Origin of the sequence: Flavobacterium praedii (assembly GCF_026810365.1) — a bacterium.
Lineage (GTDB): Bacteria > Bacteroidota > Bacteroidia > Flavobacteriales > Flavobacteriaceae > Flavobacterium > Flavobacterium praedii.
Window position 1 is genome coordinate 2130530 of the sequence record NZ_CP113948.1, and the last position, 21222, is coordinate 2151751.

At 32.7% G+C, this 21222-nt stretch carries 22 protein-coding genes; 11 read left to right on the top strand and 11 right to left on the bottom strand.

Features of this window, described 5'->3' with window-relative positions; genetic code table 11:
* Positions 1-42 precede the first annotated feature (42 nt).
* The 5 genes from OYT91_RS09045 to dapF all read right to left on the bottom strand — a co-directional run bounded on the left by OYT91_RS09045 (position 43) and on the right by dapF (position 4102).
* Positions 43-678, bottom strand: a complete 636-nt coding sequence (locus OYT91_RS09045; protein ID WP_269222070.1) for a peptidoglycan-binding protein LysM — start codon at positions 676-678, stop codon at positions 43-45.
* Positions 679-1255: 577 nt separating this feature from the next.
* Positions 1256-2296, bottom strand: coding sequence for an endolytic transglycosylase MltG (gene mltG / locus OYT91_RS09050; protein ID WP_281237701.1), 1041 nt, complete (start codon positions 2294-2296; stop codon positions 1256-1258).
* A 17-nt stretch (positions 2297-2313) separates the two neighbouring features.
* Complete coding sequence (locus OYT91_RS09055) at positions 2314-2868, bottom strand: GNAT family N-acetyltransferase (protein ID WP_281237702.1); 555 nt, start codon at positions 2866-2868, stop codon at positions 2314-2316.
* Positions 2869-2889: 21 nt separating this feature from the next.
* Positions 2890-3243: a four helix bundle protein gene (locus OYT91_RS09060; RefSeq protein WP_281237703.1), complete on the bottom strand. Its 354-nt coding sequence runs from the start codon at positions 3241-3243 to the stop codon at positions 2890-2892.
* 76 nt (positions 3244-3319) lie between these two features.
* Entirely contained in the window at positions 3320-4102 is a 783-nt protein-coding gene (gene dapF / locus OYT91_RS09065; protein ID WP_281237704.1) for a diaminopimelate epimerase, read from the bottom strand.
* A 139-nt stretch (positions 4103-4241) separates the two neighbouring features.
* On the opposite strand from dapF, the gene OYT91_RS09070 reads away from it, so the two are divergent.
* Together OYT91_RS09070 and OYT91_RS09075 are read left to right on the top strand one after the other, a co-directional pair.
* The gene (locus OYT91_RS09070) at positions 4242-5642 is read left to right on the top strand and encodes a trypsin-like peptidase domain-containing protein (RefSeq protein ID WP_281237705.1); all 1401 of its coding nucleotides are present in this window, start codon (positions 4242-4244) and stop codon (positions 5640-5642) included.
* A 155-nt stretch (positions 5643-5797) separates the two neighbouring features.
* Positions 5798-7246, top strand: a complete 1449-nt coding sequence (locus tag OYT91_RS09075) for a glyceraldehyde-3-phosphate dehydrogenase (protein ID WP_281237706.1) — start codon at positions 5798-5800, stop codon at positions 7244-7246.
* Between the two features lie 121 nt (positions 7247-7367).
* On the opposite strand, the gene OYT91_RS09080 is transcribed toward OYT91_RS09075, so the two are convergent.
* Both OYT91_RS09080 and OYT91_RS09085 read right to left on the bottom strand, forming a co-directional pair.
* Positions 7368-7514 carry a hypothetical protein gene (locus OYT91_RS09080; RefSeq protein WP_269222066.1) on the bottom strand — a complete coding sequence of 49 codons (147 nt, stop codon included), beginning with the start codon at positions 7512-7514 and terminating at the stop codon, positions 7368-7370.
* A 96-nt stretch (positions 7515-7610) separates the two neighbouring features.
* Positions 7611-8069, bottom strand: coding sequence for an Lrp/AsnC family transcriptional regulator (locus OYT91_RS09085; RefSeq protein WP_269222065.1), 459 nt, complete (start codon positions 8067-8069; stop codon positions 7611-7613).
* 212 nt (positions 8070-8281) lie between these two features.
* On the opposite strand from OYT91_RS09085, the gene ald reads away from it, so the two are divergent.
* On the top strand, positions 8282-9406 hold the full coding sequence (ald, locus tag OYT91_RS09090; RefSeq protein ID WP_269222064.1) for an alanine dehydrogenase: 1125 nt from the start codon (positions 8282-8284) through the stop codon (positions 9404-9406).
* Positions 9407-9561: 155 nt separating this feature from the next.
* Here the strand turns inward: ald and OYT91_RS09095 are convergent, their stop codons facing one another.
* The 4 genes from OYT91_RS09095 to trhA all read right to left on the bottom strand — a co-directional run bounded on the left by OYT91_RS09095 (position 9562) and on the right by trhA (position 14181).
* Complete coding sequence (locus OYT91_RS09095; protein WP_269222063.1) at positions 9562-10164, bottom strand: Uma2 family endonuclease; 603 nt, start codon at positions 10162-10164, stop codon at positions 9562-9564.
* A 158-nt stretch (positions 10165-10322) separates the two neighbouring features.
* Positions 10323-11735, bottom strand: coding sequence for an APC family permease (locus OYT91_RS09100; protein ID WP_281237707.1), 1413 nt, complete (start codon positions 11733-11735; stop codon positions 10323-10325).
* A gap of 179 nt (positions 11736-11914) precedes the next feature.
* Positions 11915-13327 (bottom strand): C40 family peptidase, encoded by a 1413-nt coding sequence (locus tag OYT91_RS09105; RefSeq protein ID WP_281237708.1) that lies wholly within the window; start codon positions 13325-13327, stop codon positions 11915-11917.
* 221 nt (positions 13328-13548) lie between these two features.
* A complete protein-coding gene (gene trhA, locus OYT91_RS09110) occupies positions 13549-14181 on the bottom strand; it encodes a PAQR family membrane homeostasis protein TrhA (RefSeq protein ID WP_281237709.1) in 633 nt (210 codons plus the stop codon).
* 409 nt (positions 14182-14590) lie between these two features.
* Here trhA and OYT91_RS09115 point away from each other — a divergent pair, with 409 nt between their 5' ends.
* The 8 genes from OYT91_RS09115 to OYT91_RS09150 all read left to right on the top strand — a co-directional run bounded on the left by OYT91_RS09115 (position 14591) and on the right by OYT91_RS09150 (position 20874).
* Positions 14591-15088, top strand: a complete 498-nt coding sequence (locus OYT91_RS09115; protein WP_269222058.1) for a hypothetical protein — start codon at positions 14591-14593, stop codon at positions 15086-15088.
* A gap of 342 nt (positions 15089-15430) precedes the next feature.
* A complete protein-coding gene (locus OYT91_RS09120; RefSeq protein WP_281237710.1) occupies positions 15431-15793 on the top strand; it encodes a hypothetical protein in 363 nt (120 codons plus the stop codon).
* A gap of 170 nt (positions 15794-15963) precedes the next feature.
* Positions 15964-17061: a YbjQ family protein gene (locus tag OYT91_RS09125; RefSeq protein WP_281237711.1), complete on the top strand. Its 1098-nt coding sequence runs from the start codon at positions 15964-15966 to the stop codon at positions 17059-17061.
* A 167-nt stretch (positions 17062-17228) separates the two neighbouring features.
* The gene (locus tag OYT91_RS09130; protein WP_281237712.1) at positions 17229-17684 is read left to right on the top strand and encodes a DUF6932 family protein; all 456 of its coding nucleotides are present in this window, start codon (positions 17229-17231) and stop codon (positions 17682-17684) included.
* Positions 17671-18603 (top strand): hypothetical protein, encoded by a 933-nt coding sequence (locus OYT91_RS09135; RefSeq protein ID WP_281237713.1) that lies wholly within the window; start codon positions 17671-17673, stop codon positions 18601-18603. Before OYT91_RS09130 ends, OYT91_RS09135 begins: the two co-directional genes overlap by 14 nt.
* Positions 18604-19396: 793 nt before the next feature.
* The gene (locus OYT91_RS09140) at positions 19397-19543 is read left to right on the top strand and encodes a hypothetical protein (protein WP_269222053.1); all 147 of its coding nucleotides are present in this window, start codon (positions 19397-19399) and stop codon (positions 19541-19543) included.
* A 183-nt stretch (positions 19544-19726) separates the two neighbouring features.
* On the top strand, positions 19727-20290 hold the full coding sequence (locus OYT91_RS09145) for a Crp/Fnr family transcriptional regulator (protein ID WP_281237714.1): 564 nt from the start codon (positions 19727-19729) through the stop codon (positions 20288-20290).
* A 77-nt stretch (positions 20291-20367) separates the two neighbouring features.
* Positions 20368-20874, top strand: coding sequence for a hypothetical protein (locus OYT91_RS09150; protein ID WP_281237715.1), 507 nt, complete (start codon positions 20368-20370; stop codon positions 20872-20874).
* The last annotated feature ends 348 nt before the right edge of the window (positions 20875-21222 follow it).

The window sequence follows — 21222 nt, forward strand, 5'->3', positions numbered from 1 at the left end:
AAATGGACGCTTTTTCATTTACCTTTTTAGAATATACAAAGACTATAATACTCTAGCACTACTATCAGGAACGATAAAAGAAGTATCATAACCTCCAAAACGTTTCAAATAACTCCTCAAAGAAGTACCATAAGCATCTTTAAAATAACGCTTGCCTTCATAGCGGAAGTACTTTTTAACAGATCCAACACCAGCAAGGTGTGCAGCTGCCAAAATACCTGATTCAGTAATATGAGTACCGTTTAACACAGTCCCTTCATACTTCTCAATTACTTTTCTCAATTCCCATTTGTTTTTGGATAAAAGAGCAATAAAAGCTTTTTCTTGCATTTTTGGACTATTTAGGAAAGCATTACTATTGTGAACACCAATAGATTTTAAAGTTTCAATACCAAATTGGTATTTTCCTAAATAACCAAGAGAATTAATTTTTTTGTATTTTCCTTGTGACTCTTTGAAGCCGATTGCTTCTTTATAACCAATAAAAAAGTTTCCAGTATAGGGAATCTCAGAATTGGTATAATCGTTCACATTTAATGATGGTAGTAAGTAGGATGTATCATCTGTTTCATCTATTAAAAACCATGGGGTAGTTTCTAATTTGGAGGGTTTAAAACCAGAGCTTAAAAAAGCTACTACAACAATCAAACTTGTGTAAAAATACCATTTTTTTATCATAATTTAGTTTTCTTCAAAACGCTGTCCCGTTAAGAAATTTCTATGCGCAAAGATACGACTTAAAAAATAAAGCTGAAAATCAAGACTTTAAACTTATCAACTTTTCAAAATTAACATTCGTAAGTAACTAGTATTACGGGGTTTCTAGTTTTTAAAAAAAATACCAGAAAATAAAAAAACGACAAAAATCAGTCCATATTTCATAATCTTTATCTTACTTAAAAAATGCAAAAACGTCTTGAAAAAGCAAAATAACACTGCAATGATTACAAAATCTCTGAAAATACGATATCGTTTGATATAAAATTCAATGAATAAATAAATGGGTAGGTCTTTTTTCAAGGGCATATCCCTTAGTCCCGATAGCTATCGGGAGGGCTGTCCATTATATTCCCGATTAACAAAATTTTCGACAAAAAGCCCTGTTTTTCTAAATCGGGAGATGCGATTTCCAATCCTTATGCAATCACATTTTCAGAGTAACCTTTTTGTATAAATTCAATAAAAAAAAGGCTTCAAAATTATCCTTAAAACAATTTCGAAGCCTTTTTTAAATACTTTTTATGGCTATAAAAACCTAACGTTGTACCCCTTGACTATTAATCCAATCGGAATATTTTTTGGCATTTACATTATGTTCTGGCAAAGTAGCAGCAAATTCATGGTACCCAAAACGATCAACACTAGCGCAAAAATAAATGTAATTGTTTTTTTCTGGATTTAAAACTGCTTCCAGGGCCGTGATATCAGGCATTGCTATTGGCCCTGGCGGTAAACCAATATTCACATAGGTATTATAAGGATGCTTCATAATTAAATCATTATAAAAAACCCTCTTAATCACTTGATTAAAATCATTCGATTTCTTTTTCATTGCAAAAATAACGGTCGGATCGGCTTGCAATGGCATTTCTAATCTCATTCGATTCAGATAAACACCTGCAATTCTCGGTCTTTCGTCTTTTTTTACGGATTCTTTATGCACTATAGAAGCCAAAATTGTGGCTTGAATTGGCGTTAGACCTTGAGCAGCAGCTTTTGCCGTTCTTTCTTTATTCCAAAACTTATGATACTCTTTAATCATTTTATCTCGAAACTTCTCCGCCGAAGTATTCCAATAAATATCATAGGTATTTGGGATAAACATTACCAGAACATTCTCTTCAGTAAATCCATTTTCTTTCAAAAAAACAGTATCCTTAAACGTATTCAATAACGCTAAACTATCAGGCTCAATTTGAGAACCTACACGACCAGCAAAATTTTCCAAACGCTCTTGATTGTTAAAAGCCAAACTTACTGCATCGTTAATCCGCATCGTTTTAACCAAATCATAGCTATTCATTCCTTTTTTGAACAAAAAACGTCCTGGTTTTACGTTTTCTGGATAACTTGTTTTTCCGGCTACCATTTCAAAACGTCCCATATCTTCAACATAAGGAGCAATTATTTTTTTTACATCCTCATAATTGGATCCTGTTGGTATATAAACGTACAACTCTTTCTCTTCAAATTTTGTGTTACCACTAAAAATTTGATACATCAAAACAAATCCGTAAATAATTAATACTGAAATTAATGCTACAGATACTAATGATACTATTTTTTTTAGATTCAAAATATAAAAATTTAAAATTACTGCGCCAGTTCGCTGTCGCTCGCATGATTATTAATTAATTGAAAAATAGCTTCGTCTTTGTAAACTCCATTGACAAAAGTCCAATCTTTTTTTACACCTATTTTTTGGAAACCAAATTTAGTAAAAAGAGCGATACTAGCGGTGTTTTCGGTTCCGATATTTGCATATAATTGATGTAAATTAAGATTGTAAAAAGCATACTGAATCAATAAGTCCAATGCCTCGGATCCAATGTTTTGATTTCTGTTCTGTTTTCCTTGAATTACAATCCCCACACCAGCTCTATTGTTCTTTGGATCAAAATCAAATAAATCAATTAATCCTAAAGCTGGAAAATCTTCATCTTGACAAATAGCCAATCGCAATTGCTTGGCTTCATAAATATCCTGATGGGCATTTTCTAAATATTGCTTCACCAAAAAACGACTGTAGGGTGTATGCGTATTACTCACTTCCCAAATACTTTGGTCATTTTCTATGGCATAAATAAACTCCAAATCATTGGGTTCAAGTGCTCGAATGTATATGTTATCGCCTTTTAATGTCCTCATATTAGAATTACGAATTTGAAATTATGAATTACGAATTGATTTTTGAATAGAACCTATTATTTTTAAAATATCTTCTACATCCTTTAATAAATCATCTGACTGTTCTATTGTTAAATAATCCGAATCTCTCAAAAGTCTTATCCAATATTTTGACTCTCTAGCCTCTTTATAAGCAATTGTTAATTTCGCAAAAAAATCAGCTTTTGATTGACCTCCTATTGCTTCTTCAATATTAGCTCCAACAGAAGTTCCACTTCTTAACAACTGTTTCGACAAAACAAATTCTTTTTTCTCTTGACTTAAGTATCTATAAACTTTAACAATCCTCAAAGCGAAATCATAACTTTTATTTTGAACTACATTGTCTGACTTCATTTATATAAATAATTTTGGATTTGAAATGACAAATTATGAATTACAAATTTCGTAATTCATAATTGATAATTCGTAATTAGATCTCTATAGTTCCTTTAAACACAAATTCAGCAGGACCTTTCAAGAAAACATTTGCAAAACCATTTGGAGTTTTATCAAAAGAAACGACTAATTTTCCGCCTTCAACATTTACATTAATACTTGTAGCGTTGGTTTGTCCAGTTGCATTCATTGCGATAGCGACTGCTGTAGCTCCTGTTCCGCAAGCCAAAGTTTCGTCCTCCACTCCTCTTTCATAGGTCCGAAGTCTAAAAGTGGTATCGTCTATTTTTTTTACAAAATTGATATTACTTCCCGCAGCTCCATACAATTCACCATAGCGGATAGCCGAACCATTTTCTTTTACATTGTAGTGTTCCAAATCTTCCACCATTTGCACATGATGTGGAGAACCCGTATTCAAAAAAGAATAATCCTTCTTAATATCGATTTCCGGAACATCAATCATTTGCAAAGAAACCAATCCATTATCTTCAAAAGATGCGTGATGCAAACCATCCGTTGCAATGAAAGTAGTTTCATTTTCAATCACATTCAAATCTTTGGCAAAAGCCACCAAACATCGCCCTCCATTGCCACACATCGAACTTTGATTTCCATCGGAGTTGTAATACACCATTTTGAAATCAGTATTTGTATCATTTTCTAGTAAAATAAGTCCGTCTCCACCAATACCGAAACGTCTGTCACAAAGATGTTCAATCAATTGTGTATTCTCTTTAGGAAAAAAACCAGAACGATTGTCAACCATAACAAAATCATTTCCAGCCCCTTGATATTTATAAAATTCTAATTGCATTTTTATTTTCATTTTAGTGATACAAAAATACAAACTATTAATGAATTGTTAATCATTGTTAAAGAGCGTTAAAGCATATTGCGCGAAAAAAAAAATCCTCTAAATTCGTAATCAAATAACTAATAAAAACTTTATTGCTATGAAACAAATTTCAAAATTATTCTTGGTTTCCTTGTTGAGTGGCGCAACTACACTTGGTGCCTACAAATTATTATTTGACAACAATGGCTATTTTTCGTCCAACAAAAACGGAATTACAACACTTGCCCCTGAATCTTATGCAAGACAAACTAGTTTGGGTGCAGAAAATATCGATTTTACGGTTGCAGCAGACAAAACCATTCATACTGTAGTACACGTAAAAAACGTATCGGTACGAACCATTTCCAATCCTATAATGGAATATTTTTATGGATACGGAGGACAGCAACAACAAGAACAAGTAGGAACTGGATCAGGAGTTATAATTTCAGAAGATGGTTATATTGTTACCAATAATCATGTCGTAAAAGAGGCGAAGGATATCGAAATAACATTAAATAACAAAAAATCATATAAAGCAAAACTAATAGGAACCGATTCTAAAATGGATATTGCTTTGTTAAAAATCGATGCCGATGAAAAATTACCGTATTCCACTTTTGCTAATTCCGATTCGGTTAAAGTAGGCGAATGGGTACTCGCTGTAGGGAATCCATACAACTTGACATCGACTGTTACAGCTGGAATTGTGTCGGCCAAAGCTAGAAATCTGGATACTAAAGGAATTCAATCCTTTATACAAACTGACGCTGCCGTAAACCCTGGAAACAGTGGAGGAGCTCTTGTAAATATTCGAGGCGAATTAATTGGAATCAATACGATGATTTCGTCAATGACAGGTTCTTATGTTGGATATTCTTTTGCTGTTCCTTCTAATAATGCCCGCAAAATAATTGAAGACATTATGGAGTTTGGAAATGTACAAAGGGGTATTCTAGGTGTTGAAGGAGGTGAATTAAATGGTACTGCATCCAAAGAATTGGGTGTTTCTCAAACACAAGGCTTTTACATTAATAAAGTAAGTAAAAACTCTGGAGCTGAGAAGGCTAAATTGCAAAAAGGAGATATTATCATCAAATTAGACAATCAAGATATTGCCACATTTGCGGACCTTTCGGGTTATGTAAATACCAAAAGACCAAACGATAAAGTTCAAGTAACTATTATTCGAGACGGAAAAAATTTAGTTGTTCCAGTCGTTTTAAGCAAAACTGAAAATTTCAATAGTGAATTCAAAGGAATCGAAATAGAAAACATTGATGTTGCGGACAAAAAGAAATTCAAAATAGATTATGGTGTAAAAATCAAATCAATAAACAATGAAAATTTGGCAAAATACAGCGATGAATTAACTGGAAATATCATCTTAAGCATTGATAACGTCAAAGCAACAAACGTGGAAGCAGTTTCTAAACTTTTGAATAATAAAGACGAAAAACAAAGTACCCGTATCGAAATGATAAACAAAAATGGTGAAGTCATCCGAATCATTATCTAAATTGTTAAATCTATAAATCCAAAGTCGGCTTGCAATTGTGAGCCGACTTTTTTTATTCTAAAAAAAACGTAAAAAAAGTTACGAAATCGATTGAAATAAGTACTTTTGCACCAAATTTAAAAAAATTGCACTAAATTACATTTCAAATTTTCAAGATGAATAACATGGATTTATACGAAAAAGAGGTTTCGTTTCAAGCCGAAAGAAGACGTTCAGGAGTAGAGTTAATCAAAACAATTAGTGATTTATGGTATGATAAATCAATCGAATTGGTTTTGTTTCGCAACCAATTAATTGATCGAAACGTAAGCGAAATCATCAACTTACATGAATATGCAGGTAAATTTGTAGGCAAACCCATTTCAGTTTCGGATTCAGTAGAAATAGCCAATGTTATTCTTTCATTAGACTTACCTCCTTCAAAATTAGACATCGGTAAACTTACCTATGAATACCGTTTAGAAGACGAAAAATATCCAGATGCCAGACATTTTGTCTTAGACAAATTGAAAGAAGCTAAATTTTCAGAAGAAATACAACCCAAAGATGTAGTATTATATGGCTTTGGTCGTATCGGACGTTTATTAGCTAGAGAATTAATGTCAAAAATGGGCAAAGGGGAACAAATGCGTTTAAGAGCCATCGTTACAAGAGACAAGAATGACGCTACTAGTTTAGAGAAAAGAGCTTCTTTGTTACGATACGATTCCATTCACGGAGATTTTCAAGGATCTGTTATTGCAGATGCAAAAAACAATGCTCTAATTATAAATGGAACAACCGTTCATATCATTACAGCCAACACTCCCGAAGAAATTGACTATACCAAATACGGAATTGACAATGCACTAGTGATCGACAACACAGGCGCTTTCACTACCAAAGAAGCTTTGAGTCGCCATTTAATCTCAAAAGGTGTAGACAAAGTTTTACTAACCGCACCTGGTAAAGGCGTACCAAATATTGTTCATGGAGTCAATCAGAATGACTATAATCCAGACGAAATCGACATTTTCTCCGCCGCATCTTGTACTACCAATGCCATTACTCCAATCCTAAAAGCGATTGAAGATACTTTGGGAGTAGTAAAAGGTCACTTAGAAACGATTCATGCCTACACAAACGATCAAAATTTGGTCGATAACATGCACAATAAATACCGCCGTGGTAGAGCCGCTGCACTCAACATGGTTATTACAGAGACTGGTGCGGGTACTGCAGTTGCCAAAGCATTACCATCATTAGAAGGAAAATTAACTTCAAATGCCATCCGTGTTCCAGTACCAAATGGCTCATTAGTAGTATTGAATCTTGAAGTAAAAAAACAAACTTCGATTGATGATATTAATGCTATTATGAAAAAATATGCCCTTGAAGGTGAACTTGTAGAACAAATCAAATACTCTTTGAATAACGAATTGGTTTCCTCTGACATCGTAGGAACTTCGGCACCATCGATTTACGACAGCAATGCCACCATCGTTTCAAAAGACGGGAAAAACATAGTCCTTTATATATGGTATGATAACGAATACGGCTACAGTCATCAAGTTATTCGCTTAGCCAAATACATTGCCAAAGTAAGACGTTTTACGTATTACTAGCCAATAATTTACAGGTTGGAATAACTTTTTAAGTTTACTATTAGTTTTTCAGATGACGAATTCATCCAACCTGAATTGAATAAAAATCCGCCAAGTTCTAAAACAAGGCGGATTTTTTATTTTAAATAATCTGAACATGATTACTATTATCTGGAGCAGACACATTAGGCATATTAGGTAATATCGTCCCGCTATCCGTTACAATCTTTGTGTGCTGAACCCCAGCCCACAAAGGATTTTCACTTCTATCGGGGCTAAAAGAAACCATTTTATTTTTTTGTCATCATTCAAAAAAAAAAAAAAAAACATTCTAAAATCCAACTACAGCCAATGGTTTCAACTTAATTAAAAAATAAAAATTGTTTTAAATTGGCAAAACCGTCGTACTCTTTACTTCGGAGATAATAAAAAAACTGTTTATCAAAGACACTTCGGGCAAAATAGATAATTTCATTTGATGAAAATGATGATAACTTTCCATATCCGGTAATACAATTTTTAGCATATAATCAAAACTTCCCGATACAAAATTACATTCCACCACTTCTGGCAAATTCAATATCGCCTGATTGAAACTATCCGAAATATCAAAAGTTTGTTTTACCAAGGTAACTTGACAATAAACCGTCAGATTTTTTCCGAGTTTTTTCTTATTCAAAATAGAAACATATCTTTCGATAATACCCTCTTTTTCAAGACGTTTTACCCGATCATGAACAGGAGTTAACGACAGATTTATTCGATTCGAAATGTCTTTTAATGTCAAGTGAGCATCCTCCTGCAGGAGACGCAATATTTTTCTGTCGGTTTCGTCTAAAATCATAACAAAAAGAGTGATATGGAAATTAATTTATAACAAAACAATCCGATAAATTTTCTTTTTAGAATTAATAAAAGAAAGAAAAAAAGAATTATTTCATGCAAAATTACTAAATAAAAATAATATTTTCTTATTTTAAATTACAATGAATAAAATTTTTCTTTATCCCCTAAATTTGTATTTCAATTTTGAATCAACCACTTAATACAACTGTTATGATAATCGGTGTACCAAAAGAAATTAAGAATAACGAAAATCGTGTTGCTCTAACTCCAGCAGGTGTTGCTGAGATGAAAAATAACGGCCATAGTGTTTATGTTCAAGCAACTGCAGGTGAAGGAAGCGGTTTTGCAGATGAAGAATACGCTGCTGCGGGTGCAGTAATCTTACCTACTATTGAAGAGGTATACAGCATTGCAGAAATGATCATTAAAGTAAAAGAGCCAATCGCTTCAGAATATCCTCTTATTAAAAAAGATCAATTACTTTTCACCTACTTTCACTTTGCCTCATCAGAGCCTTTAACACATGCTATGATTGAGCGTCAAGCAATTTGTTTGGCATACGAAACTGTTGAAAAAACAGACCGTAGCTTACCATTATTAGTTCCAATGTCTGAGGTAGCAGGCCGTATGTCTATTCAAGAAGGTGCAAAATACTTAGAAAAACCATTAAAAGGAAGAGGAATTCTTCTAGGTGGTGTTCCAGGTGTTCCTCCTGCTAAAGTGTTAGTACTTGGTGGTGGAATCGTAGGAACTCAAGCAGCAAAAATGGCTGCTGGTTTAGGTGCTCAAGTTACTATCATGGATGTAAGTTTGCCACGTTTACGTCAGTTAGATGATATTATGCCTGCCAATGTTATGACTCAAATGTCTAACAACTATAACATTAGAAAAGCAATTTTAGATACTGATTTAATTATTGGTGCTGTATTAATCCCAGGAGCAAAAGCACCTCACTTGATTACTCGTGATATGCTAAAATTAATGCGTCCAGGAACTGTCCTTGTTGACGTTGCAGTAGACCAAGGAGGTTGTATCGAAACTTGTACGCCTACAACTCACGAAGACCCAACTTTTATCATTGATGATATAGTGCATTATTGCGTGGCTAACATGCCAGGTGCAGTTCCATATACTTCTACATTGGCACTTACAAACGCTACCCTACCTTATGCTGTGCAATTGGCAAACAAAGGATGGCAAAAAGCGTGTGCTGAAAACGAAGAATTAAAAAAAGGTTTAAACATAGCCAACGGAAAAATCCTTTACAAAGGAGTTGCCGATGCTTGGAACCTTCCTTTAAATGAAGAGTTAGTATTAGAAAACACCGTTTGCTAATATTAAATAAGTGCTTACTACACTAGAAAAACCCGACTTGTATATACTTGTCGGGTTTTCTGTTTTTATAAAAAAAAGAAAACCGTCTCGATTCATGAGACGGTTTTCTTTGTTAAACCTTAAAAAACTAAAACTAGTTATTCATTAAAAAAAAATTATAAAACTTCAAACACTTTTTTTACTGGAAATTTCAAATTAGGAAAAGTAGGGCTTTCTAATTTACTTCCCTCAATAAGTGGTTTTAAACCAATGTATTTATCACCTTGCAAGACATAAATAGCTACGCTTTTAGAAACTGGATTTACAATCCAATATTCCTTAACTCCATTTTCTTCATACAAGTCAAATTTTATATCTATTTCCTTTTTAGAATTCCCAGGAGACAAAACCTCAATCATTAAATCCGGAGAGCCTAAACATCCCTTTTCATCTACTTTTGATTTGTCGCAAATAACACATAAATCCGGTTGAACTACAGTAATTACTTGATTATCGTCAGTACTCTTTTTAAAATCCACAAGACGAACATCAAAAGGCGCAAAAAACATTTTACAATCAGTTTTGTAGAAAACTTTATCTAAGGCTCTAGTCAAATTCATCAAAATATTTTGATGCGAAGTACTTGGAGCTGGGCTCATTTTGAAAACTTTTCCTTTTATAAGCTCAACTCTTTCTTTAAATTCCCAAAGTAAATAATCGGCATAAGTGTACCTCCTTTTTAAATCAAGACTTCCGATATTAGTAATAACAGTTCCCATTGGTATTATTTTATAAACTATTACAAATTTACATTTAATTCTCAAATAATCAATAATGGAAAACTTCGTTACATCCTCAAGAAAACGTATATTATTTATAAAAACAACACCATTCTATTCAGAAATCTAAACAAAATCAGACAACCAATAACCGACAATTACTCTTCCTTAGGTTTTGATAGATAATAAACAGGAATCCCAGTTAGCATTATCAATACTCCCCAACCGCAAGTTGAAAACTTGGTAAGCAATAATCCAACACAAATGGCAATGGCTACAATAATATAAACAAGAGGTAAAAAGGGATAACCAAAAGCTTTGTAAGGTCTTTCTACATCCGGCATTTTCTTTCTAAGAATAAAAATTCCATAAATAGTAAGGATGTAAAAAATTAAAACGATGATGATCACAAAATCTAACAAATCACCGTACTTTCCTGTCAAACACAAAGCCGAAGCCCAAACACATTGAACCCACAAAGCCCATGCTGGCACACCCGCTTTGTTAATCTCACCCGCTTTCTTCAAAAAGAGTCCGTCTTTTGCCATCGTATAATACACTCTCGCTCCTGCCATAATCAAGCCATTGTTACAGGCAAAAGTCGATATCATAATCATCAATGCAATGATAATCGTTCCCATATCACCAAAAGTATATTGCGAAGCTACAACTGCAACACGATCTGACTTTGCGGTGGCAATTTCTTGAAAAGGAATAACAGCCAAATACATCAAGTTTGTTAAGATATAAATTATGGTCACAATTAATGTTCCTAGAAAAAGACTCAACCCAACATTACGTTTTGGATTTTTAATTTCTCCAGCTATAAAAGTTACTCCAACCCAAGCATCACTTGAAAATAAAGAGCCCACCATTGCTGCAGAAATCCCTGTTAATAAAGCAGTTCCGCCTATGGGCATCCAAGAACCACTTTCAGTATCAAAAGCTCTTGAACTCCAGGCATTAGACCAGTTAGCATTCCAAATATCAGCTTTCGCTGCCAAAACAAACCCAAAAACGATCAATCCAAAAAGTGATAAAATTTTAATTATAGTCAAAACCGTTTGCATAATTTTACTATTCTTCACCCCGCGACTATTGATGTAGGTCAACAACACTATAGTTATTATAGAAACAATTTGGGCGGCATTCAATTTAAACGAACCCAATTCATATAATATATTTTCATCACTCAAAGGGGAATACAAATAGGCGGCAAACTTAGAAAATCCAACACCAACAGCTGCAATTGTCCCAGTTTGAATTACGGCAAAGAAACTCCAACCGTATAAAAAGGCAATTAGTTTATTATAGGCTTCTTTTAAATAAACATATTGTCCACCTGCATTTGGAAACATAGCACTCAATTCCCCATAACTTACTGCGGCAATCATAGTTATCAATCCTGAAATCAACCATATTAAAATAAGCCAACCTGCTGACCCAACCTGTCGAGCAATATCAGCACTTACAATAAATATTCCTGAACCAATCATTGACCCTACAACAAGCATAGTACCGTCTAGTAATCCGAGTTCTCTTTTAAATTCTCCTGGTTTGTTTTCTTCCATTTTTATAGGTTTATTTTTTTGGTTGGCTAAAGATATACTTTTTTTTGAAAATGACTAATCACAAACATTTTTTAAGAAACTAAACAAAATGTCATTTAAAAAATAGATTCCAAATAGCACATAAAAAAAACCCTTAAGGTTTCTTAAGAGTTTTTTTATAATTATTTTTTATAGATTTTTTACTTTAAAACCCGATTCACCTGCGCAAAATTTCGGTGGTAATAAGGTTCTTTTGTTGATGAAATAATCACTCCAGCATGTGTAGAAGAGTGAATGAATTTTATTTCATCATCAGCAACTTCTATTACCATTCCTACATGGTTAATATGTCTTCTTCCATTGGTTTTAAAGAAAATCAAATCTCCTTTTTGAACCTTCTCCGTTTCTATTTTTTCACCAAAACTCGATTGCTCAATAGACGATCTGGGTAATTTAATATCAAAACCTCCAAATGTAGAACACATAAATCCTGAACAATCAAAACCGGCAGTTGTGGTACCTCCACTTCTATATCTTGTTCCTATTTTATCTGATGCGGATTCTATCAATTGATTAATCAAATCTTCATTTGCTATAGTAATCGTTGAAGCAACACTGGAAGAGGTTGTATCATTTTTTATTGTTATTTCTTCTTTACTTGGTGCAAGTAAAGTATCATTTGGAACTTGAATACTTAACTTTGATCCAACCAATAATTTTGATTTTATATCGGGATTTTGATTTTCCAATACAGCTACTGATATACCGTATTTCTTAGCAATTCCGTATTTGGTTTCTTTAGGTAAAACCTCATGAACTATTTCAGAAGTCTGAATTGCAGAATCTATATTAATCTCTTTTCCTTTATTTGCGCTTTCAGCAATGGCAGGAACAATTTCTTTATTTTCAATACTAGTTGCTTCTTTTGTTTCCAGATTATTTTCATTAGTAACAACCACATTTTCTATAACTTTCCCATTACTTGGAATCATTATTTCTTGTCCAATACTTATGCCTTTCTTTCCAATTTTAGGATTGGCTTTTTGCAATTCTTTTAATGAAACACCATATGCTCTTGCAATTACATACAAAGATTCTTTTGGTTTGACCTGATGCACTAAAGGTACATTAATATCAATGGAACTTTGCGTGGCGCTTTCAGACTTTATATTAGACAAACTTTCTATTTCTTTTTTGGACAAAGTTGACGGAATAACAATCGTCTGACCAATTTTCAAGCCTTCTGTTTCCAACTTTGGATTGGCTTTATAAAGCAATTCTGGAGTTGTTTTGAATTGTTTTGTAATTCCGTACAATGTTTCTTTTGGCAAAACTTCGTGATTTATTTCAGTAGATTTATCTGAAACTTTACTCGTAAGTTCATTGTTTTTTGAAGATTCAGAATTTGGAATCAATAAAACCTGATTGAGATGTAAGGTTTTTTTAGCTTTAGGATTTAATTTGTAAATAGCAGCAATTGAAACATTGTATTTCTTTGCAATACTCGAAATGGTTTCTCCTTTTATTATGGTGTGTTTTAAACTATTATCTTGAGAAAAAACACTAATACTGGTTAAAAAAAATGTTAAAACAATTACTCTAAAATACTTCATGCTTGGTTGATTTCCACCCCATTTTTAAGAATACATGCAATTTTAAGACAGGGGATTATTAATTTTGCTGTACTTTTCTTCTCAAAATTTATTATTTTTTCGAGATTTACAAATATAAGTTTTTAAGTAGATTGGGAAGTTAAATGATTGCTAAAATTTTAAAAAATGTTATAATTATTTTCATTTCAAGCATAAATGTTATTTTACAAAATCAGCAACTCTCATAAGCTTTCAAGAATAGCCACATAATGAAATACTGTACCTAAAAGCACGAATAAATGCCAAATGACGTGAAAATAATTTTTATGCCCTTTTACGTAAAAATAAACACCAAGGGTATAACTTAGACCACCAGCGAGAATCCATAAAAACACAGACATAGGAATCACTCCCCACAATGGTTTTATGACAAAAACAATCATCCAACCCATCAACAAATACAATAAAACAGAAACAAACTTAAATCGGTCAACATAAAAAACCTTAAAAAAAGTCCCCAACAATACAATAGACCACATTATTCCTAAAAAAAGCAGAGCATTTTCTCTATTCAAATAAATAACCATCAAAGGCGAATAAGTTCCAGCAATTAGATAGTAAATACTGATATGATCTGCAATTTTAAGCAACTGTTTCGTTTTCTCTTTTTGAGTCAAGTGATACAAAGACGAAAAGGAATACACCAACAACATTCCTATTCCAAAAGCAAAAACAGACAAAACCGTTACTAAATTATGATTCCTGTATGCTATTACAATTAAAAATGGCATAGCAAATAAACAAAAAAACACGCCTAGAATATGCGAGATTCCATTGGCTAGTTCTTCGTTGCGGGTTTGTATTCTTACTTCCATTACAGTCTGATTTAATAGTTTTTATTTCATTAAAGATACGATTTCATCATTTAATTTCAACCATTCCGAGGCATAAGCTTTTAAATTTCTGTTCCGTTTACCCCATACCTTTTTTTGATAGTAAGATGCATTGTCGCGATACTTACGAAAATGGCTTTGCCAATCTACTTCCATAATGTTGTCGTTCCAACAGTCAAGCAATCTTTGAAAACCCAATTAAGCCTAAGTTGACCTTTTACACTTATTACAGTGATAAAAAACCCACAACTTAAAATAAACACAATAGCACTTTACCTATATATTTAACAAAATACATAAATAATGAAAGAAAAACACTATGCTAAAAAGTAAGAATAGTTTAGTTTTGATTTTGTAATCTATTATTACAATAACCAATAAAAAACTATTTATGTCAAATTTGCTTAACAATCGCGTAAACGCTACTGCTACGGCAGCACAGGTAACGGCAGTGAAAGCCGCTTTCCAAACTATTCTAACCAATCTTCCTTTTTTGGTGGGTTTAACTGCCGATGAGAGAAAATCATTAATAACTGTTGATGTCAGCAACAAGGCGTTTACCGAAGATGCCATTAATGCGGCGGTAAACAATCCAACGCTTGTTCCTTCCTATCTTTCGGTGGCGAATATGCAAAGTGATTTAACACTTTTTACGCAACTGGATGAAATCTCGGGATTGGCCAACCAGCTTTGTGAGCGTATTGAAGACACCAAAATGCTGACAGGAAGCGAGGCCTACAGTGTGGCGCTGGCGCTGTACAAATCCTTTGGGTCGGCAGCCGATGCCGGAGTTCAGGGTGCCGACAGCATAGTCGAGCAACTCAAAAAACGTTTCCCAAGCAATAGCGGTTCAGGAACTAATACAGCACCTCCTGTACCCGTGCAATAACAACCGTTGCCATGCTAAACTGGCCCCATTATGCTTATGGGGCTTTTTCACCGAAATTGTGAATCAAAAAACGACCTATTCGGGTTGTTTTCTAGTACTAATAGGAGTGCTTTTGGTTACTAGTACACCCACAAAAATACCCTTTGCCCCCTACAAATAAGAGCTAAACCTCCCTTCTTTAGGGAGTATAGCCCCTCTTTTAAGGGAGCAACACCCCTTCTTTATAGTACCCCTACTCCCTATAAATAGCAGTATAGGTACTGCTTTTAGGGAGTATAGGGGTACATAATAGGGTGGTTTGATCACTATTATCGGGTATAAACTATTTAAAAAAAGACTATTATGACAGACAACAATAAAAAACACAGCCTCGACAGAGGCGATCAGTACCCGCTAGTGGGGAATTTTATCAATTATCACATTTCACAGCAGCTTGTAACCAAAGCAGATGTAGCCAGAGCACTGAACATACGCCCCAAAGGACTGACAGCCTATTGCAAAAGAGATACACTGCAGTTTGCCGTTTTATGGAAACTAAGCTTGGCATTGAAACACAATTTTATCGCTCAATTGGGCGAATACCTGCCCTATCGTTTTGAAACCATTCGCGAAAAAGCCCTAAAAGAAGAACTTGACCAGAAAGAGGCGATCATACAAAAAATGGAAATCCAGATGGAGACGATGCGGGAAATGATTAAAAAATAATAACGAATTGGAATTGTGAGAAAATCAATTATATTTGGAAAAATAATGCTGACGAATGTTTCGTCAAGCTAACCAACTGAAGTATGTATAAACGAAGTTTTGTTTCGCATATATATAAGTTGGGCATCATTATAGCTAACCGTACTAAATTAGAAACTAAAAATTAAACTATGGCAAATCCTAAAGATATTTTAGTAATAACAACTTCTTCCGCTGAAGGATTGAAAATAAAAAAACATTTAAAACCAGTTTCTGCTCATATTGTAACAGGAACCAATTTATTTAGTGATTTTTTAGGAGGATTAACAGATGTATTTGGAGGGCGTTCAAGTTCATATCAAAAACAGTTGTCCTCTCTCTATAATGAAGCAATTGAGAGAATAAAATACAACGCGCACGAAATTGGCGGAAATTGTGTTATAGGTTTGAATATTGATATGGATGAAATTTCAGGAAAGGGAAAATCAATGTTTATGTTAACAGCTATAGGAACAGCGGTAATTATTGAAAAAGATGAAAGATTAAATTCATTATCAAACACAAATGAAAAGTTTGAAAATGTTGGCGTTGAAAGAATAAACAATTTAAGACAAAGAAAAAGTATTATTGAAAAAGCTGAAAAGCGAGAATTATATTATGATGATGAAACTTGGAGCTTTATAACATCAAATCAAGTTCAAGAAGTTTTCCCAGCCTTATTAAGAAGACATTCAAGCGTAATTGAAGACTTTGAATCAATGCAAGATGCTTATAATATATTCAATAAAAATTTTATAAGTTATATTGATGCTTTAGAAGAAAGCAAAAAAGTAAATTTACTTTACGACAAAATTGAAACCGAAACTAATCATCAAGTTGCTTTGTATTTATCTAAAGTAATCAAAGAATTAAACTTATTTGATTATGAAAAAAATATGAGTTTACTTAAAAATTCAGATTTCAAAAAACAAAAAATTGGTTTAAGAATAGCAACTTATGACAAATCATTTTATGACAAAGAAGATATTGAAAACTTAAATCAGACCAAAACTTTTATTTCTGAAACTTTTAAAGAAAGAGGCGAAATGTCTACAAAAAAGCAACTTTTATCATCGAAAGAAAAAGAAGTTTGGAATTGTGAATGTGGAAATAAATCTGTTGAAATTGGAGAATATTGCGGAAGTTGTAAAAATGATATTTTTGGATTCAAAGAATCTGAAATGAAACCAACCGAAATTGTGAAATACATTGACCAAAAAATTGAACTAATAAACGAGTATATAAAATAACGATGCCCAACAGCCACTACAACGGATTTGGGCATTTGGCTTAATGGAAAAATGGTTTTGTATTTGGGATGATTTGGCAAATCCGAAAATAGGGCTTAATTTAGTCCCAAACCCACTGTAGTGCCAGAACGTTGGCAGTAAGTGTACGAGAAACCACATAAATAACTATGGACAAACCCGAATTTGAACCAATTTTTCCACCAGGATTTCACACAATTGATCTAAATCAATTAGATAATTTGTTTGTTACAAATTTTGAAAGCAACTCAAAAAGACAAATTCTAGTAAATCAATTAAGGAATTTTTTGGATGAGTTATCTAAATTAAACACTAATTTTGAAATATGGCTTGATGGATCTTTTACAACATTAAAAGTTGAACCTGAAGACATAGATATTTTAATTGTTTACAATATTGATTCATTAAATGCATTGTCTGACGAGAAAAAAGCGATTGTTAATAGCTTATTCAATAGACCACTAACTAAAATAAGATATAATATTGACATTTTACTTTGTCCAGATGATGATGTAAATAATAGAAGTTATTGGCGCGGTTGGTTTGGATATTCGCGAAGTGAACAACCAAAGGGAATAGCAAAATTTAATTATGGCAACAATTAGTAATTTACAAGAAAACATAATCTATCTTCAATCCCAAATTGAAGAACTTAGTTCGTTACTTTCAAGCGAACCACAAAATTTTGCCGTAAAAATCCAAATAGAAAATTACCAATCAGAAATAACAAATTTACAAAGTTATCTCTATACTGAAAATTTAAAACGTAACAAAGAAATAATAGCATTACGGTTAATTGGAAATATTGCAAAAAACGGAACTTTTCCATTAGGTTCTGTTGGAGGCATTACAAATTCATTTTCAAATGCTCTTTATAAGACTTCCCAATTTCTACAATTTGGAAAAAAAGGTGGTAAAAAAATTGAAGCCTTGATGAAAAATTCTTTAGACATTCGTTTAGAAGGTTTAGGAGTAGGTTCTACAATATTCTATGTTTCAGCAAAAACAAGTCCAGATATTTTCGGGAATAGTATTGTTCAAAATTCGCTTGAAAACACTTTTGAATTATTTTCTTCAAATGATGAATCTGAATTAATGGAAAATATTGAAAAAGTTGGAACTAAAAATTCTAAATATTTTTCAGCATTTTTAGAAGAATTAATTCACGATAATCTAGAAGTTGAAATTACTTGGGAAAGCCCAAATTACGAAACGAAAAAATGGTTTGGAACCTCTGAAAAAATTTCAATGTTCTATAATACTTTTAAAAGTATAGAAATCTTAGAACCCGAAACACTAAGTTTTGAATCTGAAATAATTACTTTAAGTTTAAAAAATAAAATTGAAGTATTTGATCGAAGTAATAATCATACCTATACAGTAAAATATCCAAATTCTATAATGACTTTAATTAAAGAATTGCACGTTGGCGAAGTTTGTAACATAGTAATCACAAAAACAACTATTATAAATACTCTCTCCCAAAAAGAAAAATTTGAATATAATCTAGTCGAAATAAACTAGAAAACACCTACTGCCAACACACGTTACAAGCAATTTGGGTATTAGGCACCCCGATAGCGCGGATTTGCAATCCGTGCCCACCACAATAAGCCACAATAAAAATCATATATAAATACAATTTACATTTATTTTGATATACGTTGTCGGCACGGATTGCAAATCCGCCTATCGGTTTGGGAAGTTAAATGATTGCTAAAATTTTAAAAAATGTTATAATTATTTTCATTTCCTGATCTTATGTTATTTATTTTAAATTCTTTTTAGTTCTCTCACAAGCTTTTCAAAATAGCCAGCTCTACGAAGTCTCCCGACTTCGTACATTTTTTAAAAGTTCTTGAAAGCCTTAAACATGTCAAAAGTCTCCCGACTTTTAACGAATAGACCTTTGCAACAGCATATTTTTTTTTAAAATCATCATAAAAAGAACAAAACCATTATTTTGTAATTATATCTTAATTTCGAAATACAAAATCTAAAGCATTTTTAATAATAAAGGTATTCACGGTAAAAGTCAGGAGACTTTTAGTAGATTTACATTTTACAAGAACATTTAAAAAAGTTCGAAGTCGGGAGACTTCGAAGAGCTGAGGTCATAATATTAAAAATGACGTTATTCGCAGAAGATACAAGAATGGGATAAAAAACTTATTTGAAATTTATCTTTCAATTGTTGACGAAGTTATGATTTTTGACAATTCAGCGGGAAAACCTGAATTAATAGCGGAAAAAACATTGGAATCAGAAGTGAATATTTTGAATGAAATTAAATTCAATAAACTAAAAAATTACTATAATGAAAACTCATAAAAGAACACAAAACCAAACTAAAATATTGGAAGGAATGGACAAAGTTTATGAAAAATTAATTGAGTTCAAAAAGAAAATGAATAGTGATTTGATTATATTGAAAGATAATCAAATCATACGAATTAAACCATAAAGAAAGCACTATTGCCAACACACGCTACAAGCAATTTGGGTATTAGGCTTAATTTGAAAATGGTTTGTATTTGGAAGATTTGGCAAGTCCGAAAATAGGGCTTAATTTAGTCCCAAACCGCTTGTAGCGCGGAAACGTTAGGCGTAAGCAAAAGACACACTAAGAACATACGACAAATAAGAGATGTCAGAATTTACAAAATATGTGAACAAAGTTTCTCAGCTTTCAAAAGAAGCCGAAGAAGACCTTTTGCCCAGACTGAAATCAAAGTCTTTTAGAAAAGGACAAGTCATAAACACAGAAGGACAAATTTGTAAAAATCTATTCTTTATTGACAAAGGTTTGGTAAAGCATTACTATCATCATAAAGACAGAGTTTTTATTCTACGGTTTTTTTTAGAGACTAATTTCTTTACGGTTCTAGACAGTTTTACTAATCAAACACCATCGCAATTCATTACAATTGCTTTGGAGGACACTGAAACCAGCACTATTGATTATGCTGATTTTGACGAATTGTGTAGAAAACATCATTCATTTGAAACCTTTTCGAGAAAACTATTTACAATGGCAGCCGTTGTAAATTTAAAGCGTATTAAAGAAATGTTTGACGCAGATGCAACAGAACTTTATAAAGAGTTTATAAATGAAAACCATCATTTATTGCAGAGGATAAGTTTGGGAGAGACCGCAAGTTATTTAGGGATTTCACAAGTAACTTTAAGCAGAATAAGATCTAAGAAATGATTTTTTAACTTAGGTAAAAAAGTATTCAGTTTTATAGTTGCAATTTTGTACCATTGATTAATTAAAATTTAATAAAAATGGACAATAGCAAAATTGAAAATCAAAAAAGACTTAACAATGCAATTAAAATCGGGTCAATAGCATATGTTATTTGGGGTGTTCTACACATTTATGTAGGTTTCATAGGTGTTAGCCAATACATTACCGACCCAAATAAAGGTTTATGGAGTGCATTACTTGGTGGAGACAAAATGCCAGCTGACAAATTCCAATTTGCCACAGACCCGATGACACTTAAAGTAACTGCAAACTTTATTTTGAATTTTTGTTTAGACGTTGCTGGTTATGGAATGCTAGGTATTTTATTAGGTGTAATGTTATGGAAAAACAGCAAACCTTGGCTAGCATATTTTATAGGATTTTTCATTATAGGATTAGCCGATTTGTCATTTTTGTTTCTACAGGTAACACCAGGACATATTAAGGGTGACTGGGGTACTTATGGCGGACCAATCTTATGGTTTATTGCAATTGTTGCTTTACCTTTTGGTTTACCAAAGTTTAAATTGAAAGAACTTTTTTAATTAAGCAGGCGACTGAATAGAATTGCCTACGCCTAACAGCTAGGGTTTCGTTGCTTGCGCAGCTCTACGAAGTCTCCCGACTTCGTACATTTTTTAAAAGTTCTTGAAAGCCTTAAACATGTCAAAAGTCTCCCGACTTTTAACGAATAGACCTTTGCAACAGCATATTTTTTTTAAAATCATCATAAAAAGAACAAAACCATTATTATGTAATTATATCTTAATTTCGAAATACAAACTCTAAAGCATTTTTAATAATAAAGGTATTCACGGTAAAAGTCAGGAGACTTTTAGTAGATTTACATTTTACAAGAACATTTAAAAAAGTTCGAAGTCGGGAGACTTCGA

What these genes read in the sequence shown, in the direction of transcription:
- OYT91_RS09045 (WP_269222070.1), bottom strand. Translation starts at nt 678, where the DNA reads ATGATAAAAAAATGGTATTTTTACACAAGTTTGATTGTTGTAGTAGCT.
- OYT91_RS09055 (WP_281237702.1), bottom strand. Translation starts at nt 2,868, where the DNA reads ATGAGGACATTAAAAGGCGATAACATATACATTCGAGCACTTGAACCC.
- OYT91_RS09060 (WP_281237703.1), bottom strand. Translation starts at nt 3,243, where the DNA reads ATGAAGTCAGACAATGTAGTTCAAAATAAAAGTTATGATTTCGCTTTG.
- dapF (WP_281237704.1), bottom strand. Translation starts at nt 4,102, where the DNA reads ATGCAATTAGAATTTTATAAATATCAAGGGGCTGGAAATGATTTTGTT.
- OYT91_RS09070 (WP_281237705.1), top strand. Translation starts at nt 4,242, where the DNA reads ATGAAACAAATTTCAAAATTATTCTTGGTTTCCTTGTTGAGTGGCGCA.
- OYT91_RS09075 (WP_281237706.1), top strand. Translation starts at nt 5,798, where the DNA reads ATGAATAACATGGATTTATACGAAAAAGAGGTTTCGTTTCAAGCCGAA.
- OYT91_RS09080 (WP_269222066.1), bottom strand. Translation starts at nt 7,514, where the DNA reads ATGGTTTCTTTTAGCCCCGATAGAAGTGAAAATCCTTTGTGGGCTGGG.
- OYT91_RS09085 (WP_269222065.1), bottom strand. Translation starts at nt 8,069, where the DNA reads ATGATTTTAGACGAAACCGACAGAAAAATATTGCGTCTCCTGCAGGAG.
- ald (WP_269222064.1), top strand. Translation starts at nt 8,282, where the DNA reads ATGATAATCGGTGTACCAAAAGAAATTAAGAATAACGAAAATCGTGTT.
- OYT91_RS09095 (WP_269222063.1), bottom strand. Translation starts at nt 10,164, where the DNA reads ATGGGAACTGTTATTACTAATATCGGAAGTCTTGATTTAAAAAGGAGG.
- OYT91_RS09100 (WP_281237707.1), bottom strand. Translation starts at nt 11,735, where the DNA reads ATGGAAGAAAACAAACCAGGAGAATTTAAAAGAGAACTCGGATTACTA.
- OYT91_RS09105 (WP_281237708.1), bottom strand. Translation starts at nt 13,327, where the DNA reads ATGAAGTATTTTAGAGTAATTGTTTTAACATTTTTTTTAACCAGTATT.
- trhA (WP_281237709.1), bottom strand. Translation starts at nt 14,181, where the DNA reads ATGGAAGTAAGAATACAAACCCGCAACGAAGAACTAGCCAATGGAATC.
- OYT91_RS09115 (WP_269222058.1), top strand. Translation starts at nt 14,591, where the DNA reads ATGTCAAATTTGCTTAACAATCGCGTAAACGCTACTGCTACGGCAGCA.
- OYT91_RS09120 (WP_281237710.1), top strand. Translation starts at nt 15,431, where the DNA reads ATGACAGACAACAATAAAAAACACAGCCTCGACAGAGGCGATCAGTAC.
- OYT91_RS09125 (WP_281237711.1), top strand. Translation starts at nt 15,964, where the DNA reads ATGGCAAATCCTAAAGATATTTTAGTAATAACAACTTCTTCCGCTGAA.
- OYT91_RS09130 (WP_281237712.1), top strand. Translation starts at nt 17,229, where the DNA reads ATGGACAAACCCGAATTTGAACCAATTTTTCCACCAGGATTTCACACA.
- OYT91_RS09135 (WP_281237713.1), top strand. Translation starts at nt 17,671, where the DNA reads ATGGCAACAATTAGTAATTTACAAGAAAACATAATCTATCTTCAATCC.
- OYT91_RS09140 (WP_269222053.1), top strand. Translation starts at nt 19,397, where the DNA reads ATGAAAACTCATAAAAGAACACAAAACCAAACTAAAATATTGGAAGGA.
- OYT91_RS09145 (WP_281237714.1), top strand. Translation starts at nt 19,727, where the DNA reads ATGTCAGAATTTACAAAATATGTGAACAAAGTTTCTCAGCTTTCAAAA.
- OYT91_RS09150 (WP_281237715.1), top strand. Translation starts at nt 20,368, where the DNA reads ATGGACAATAGCAAAATTGAAAATCAAAAAAGACTTAACAATGCAATT.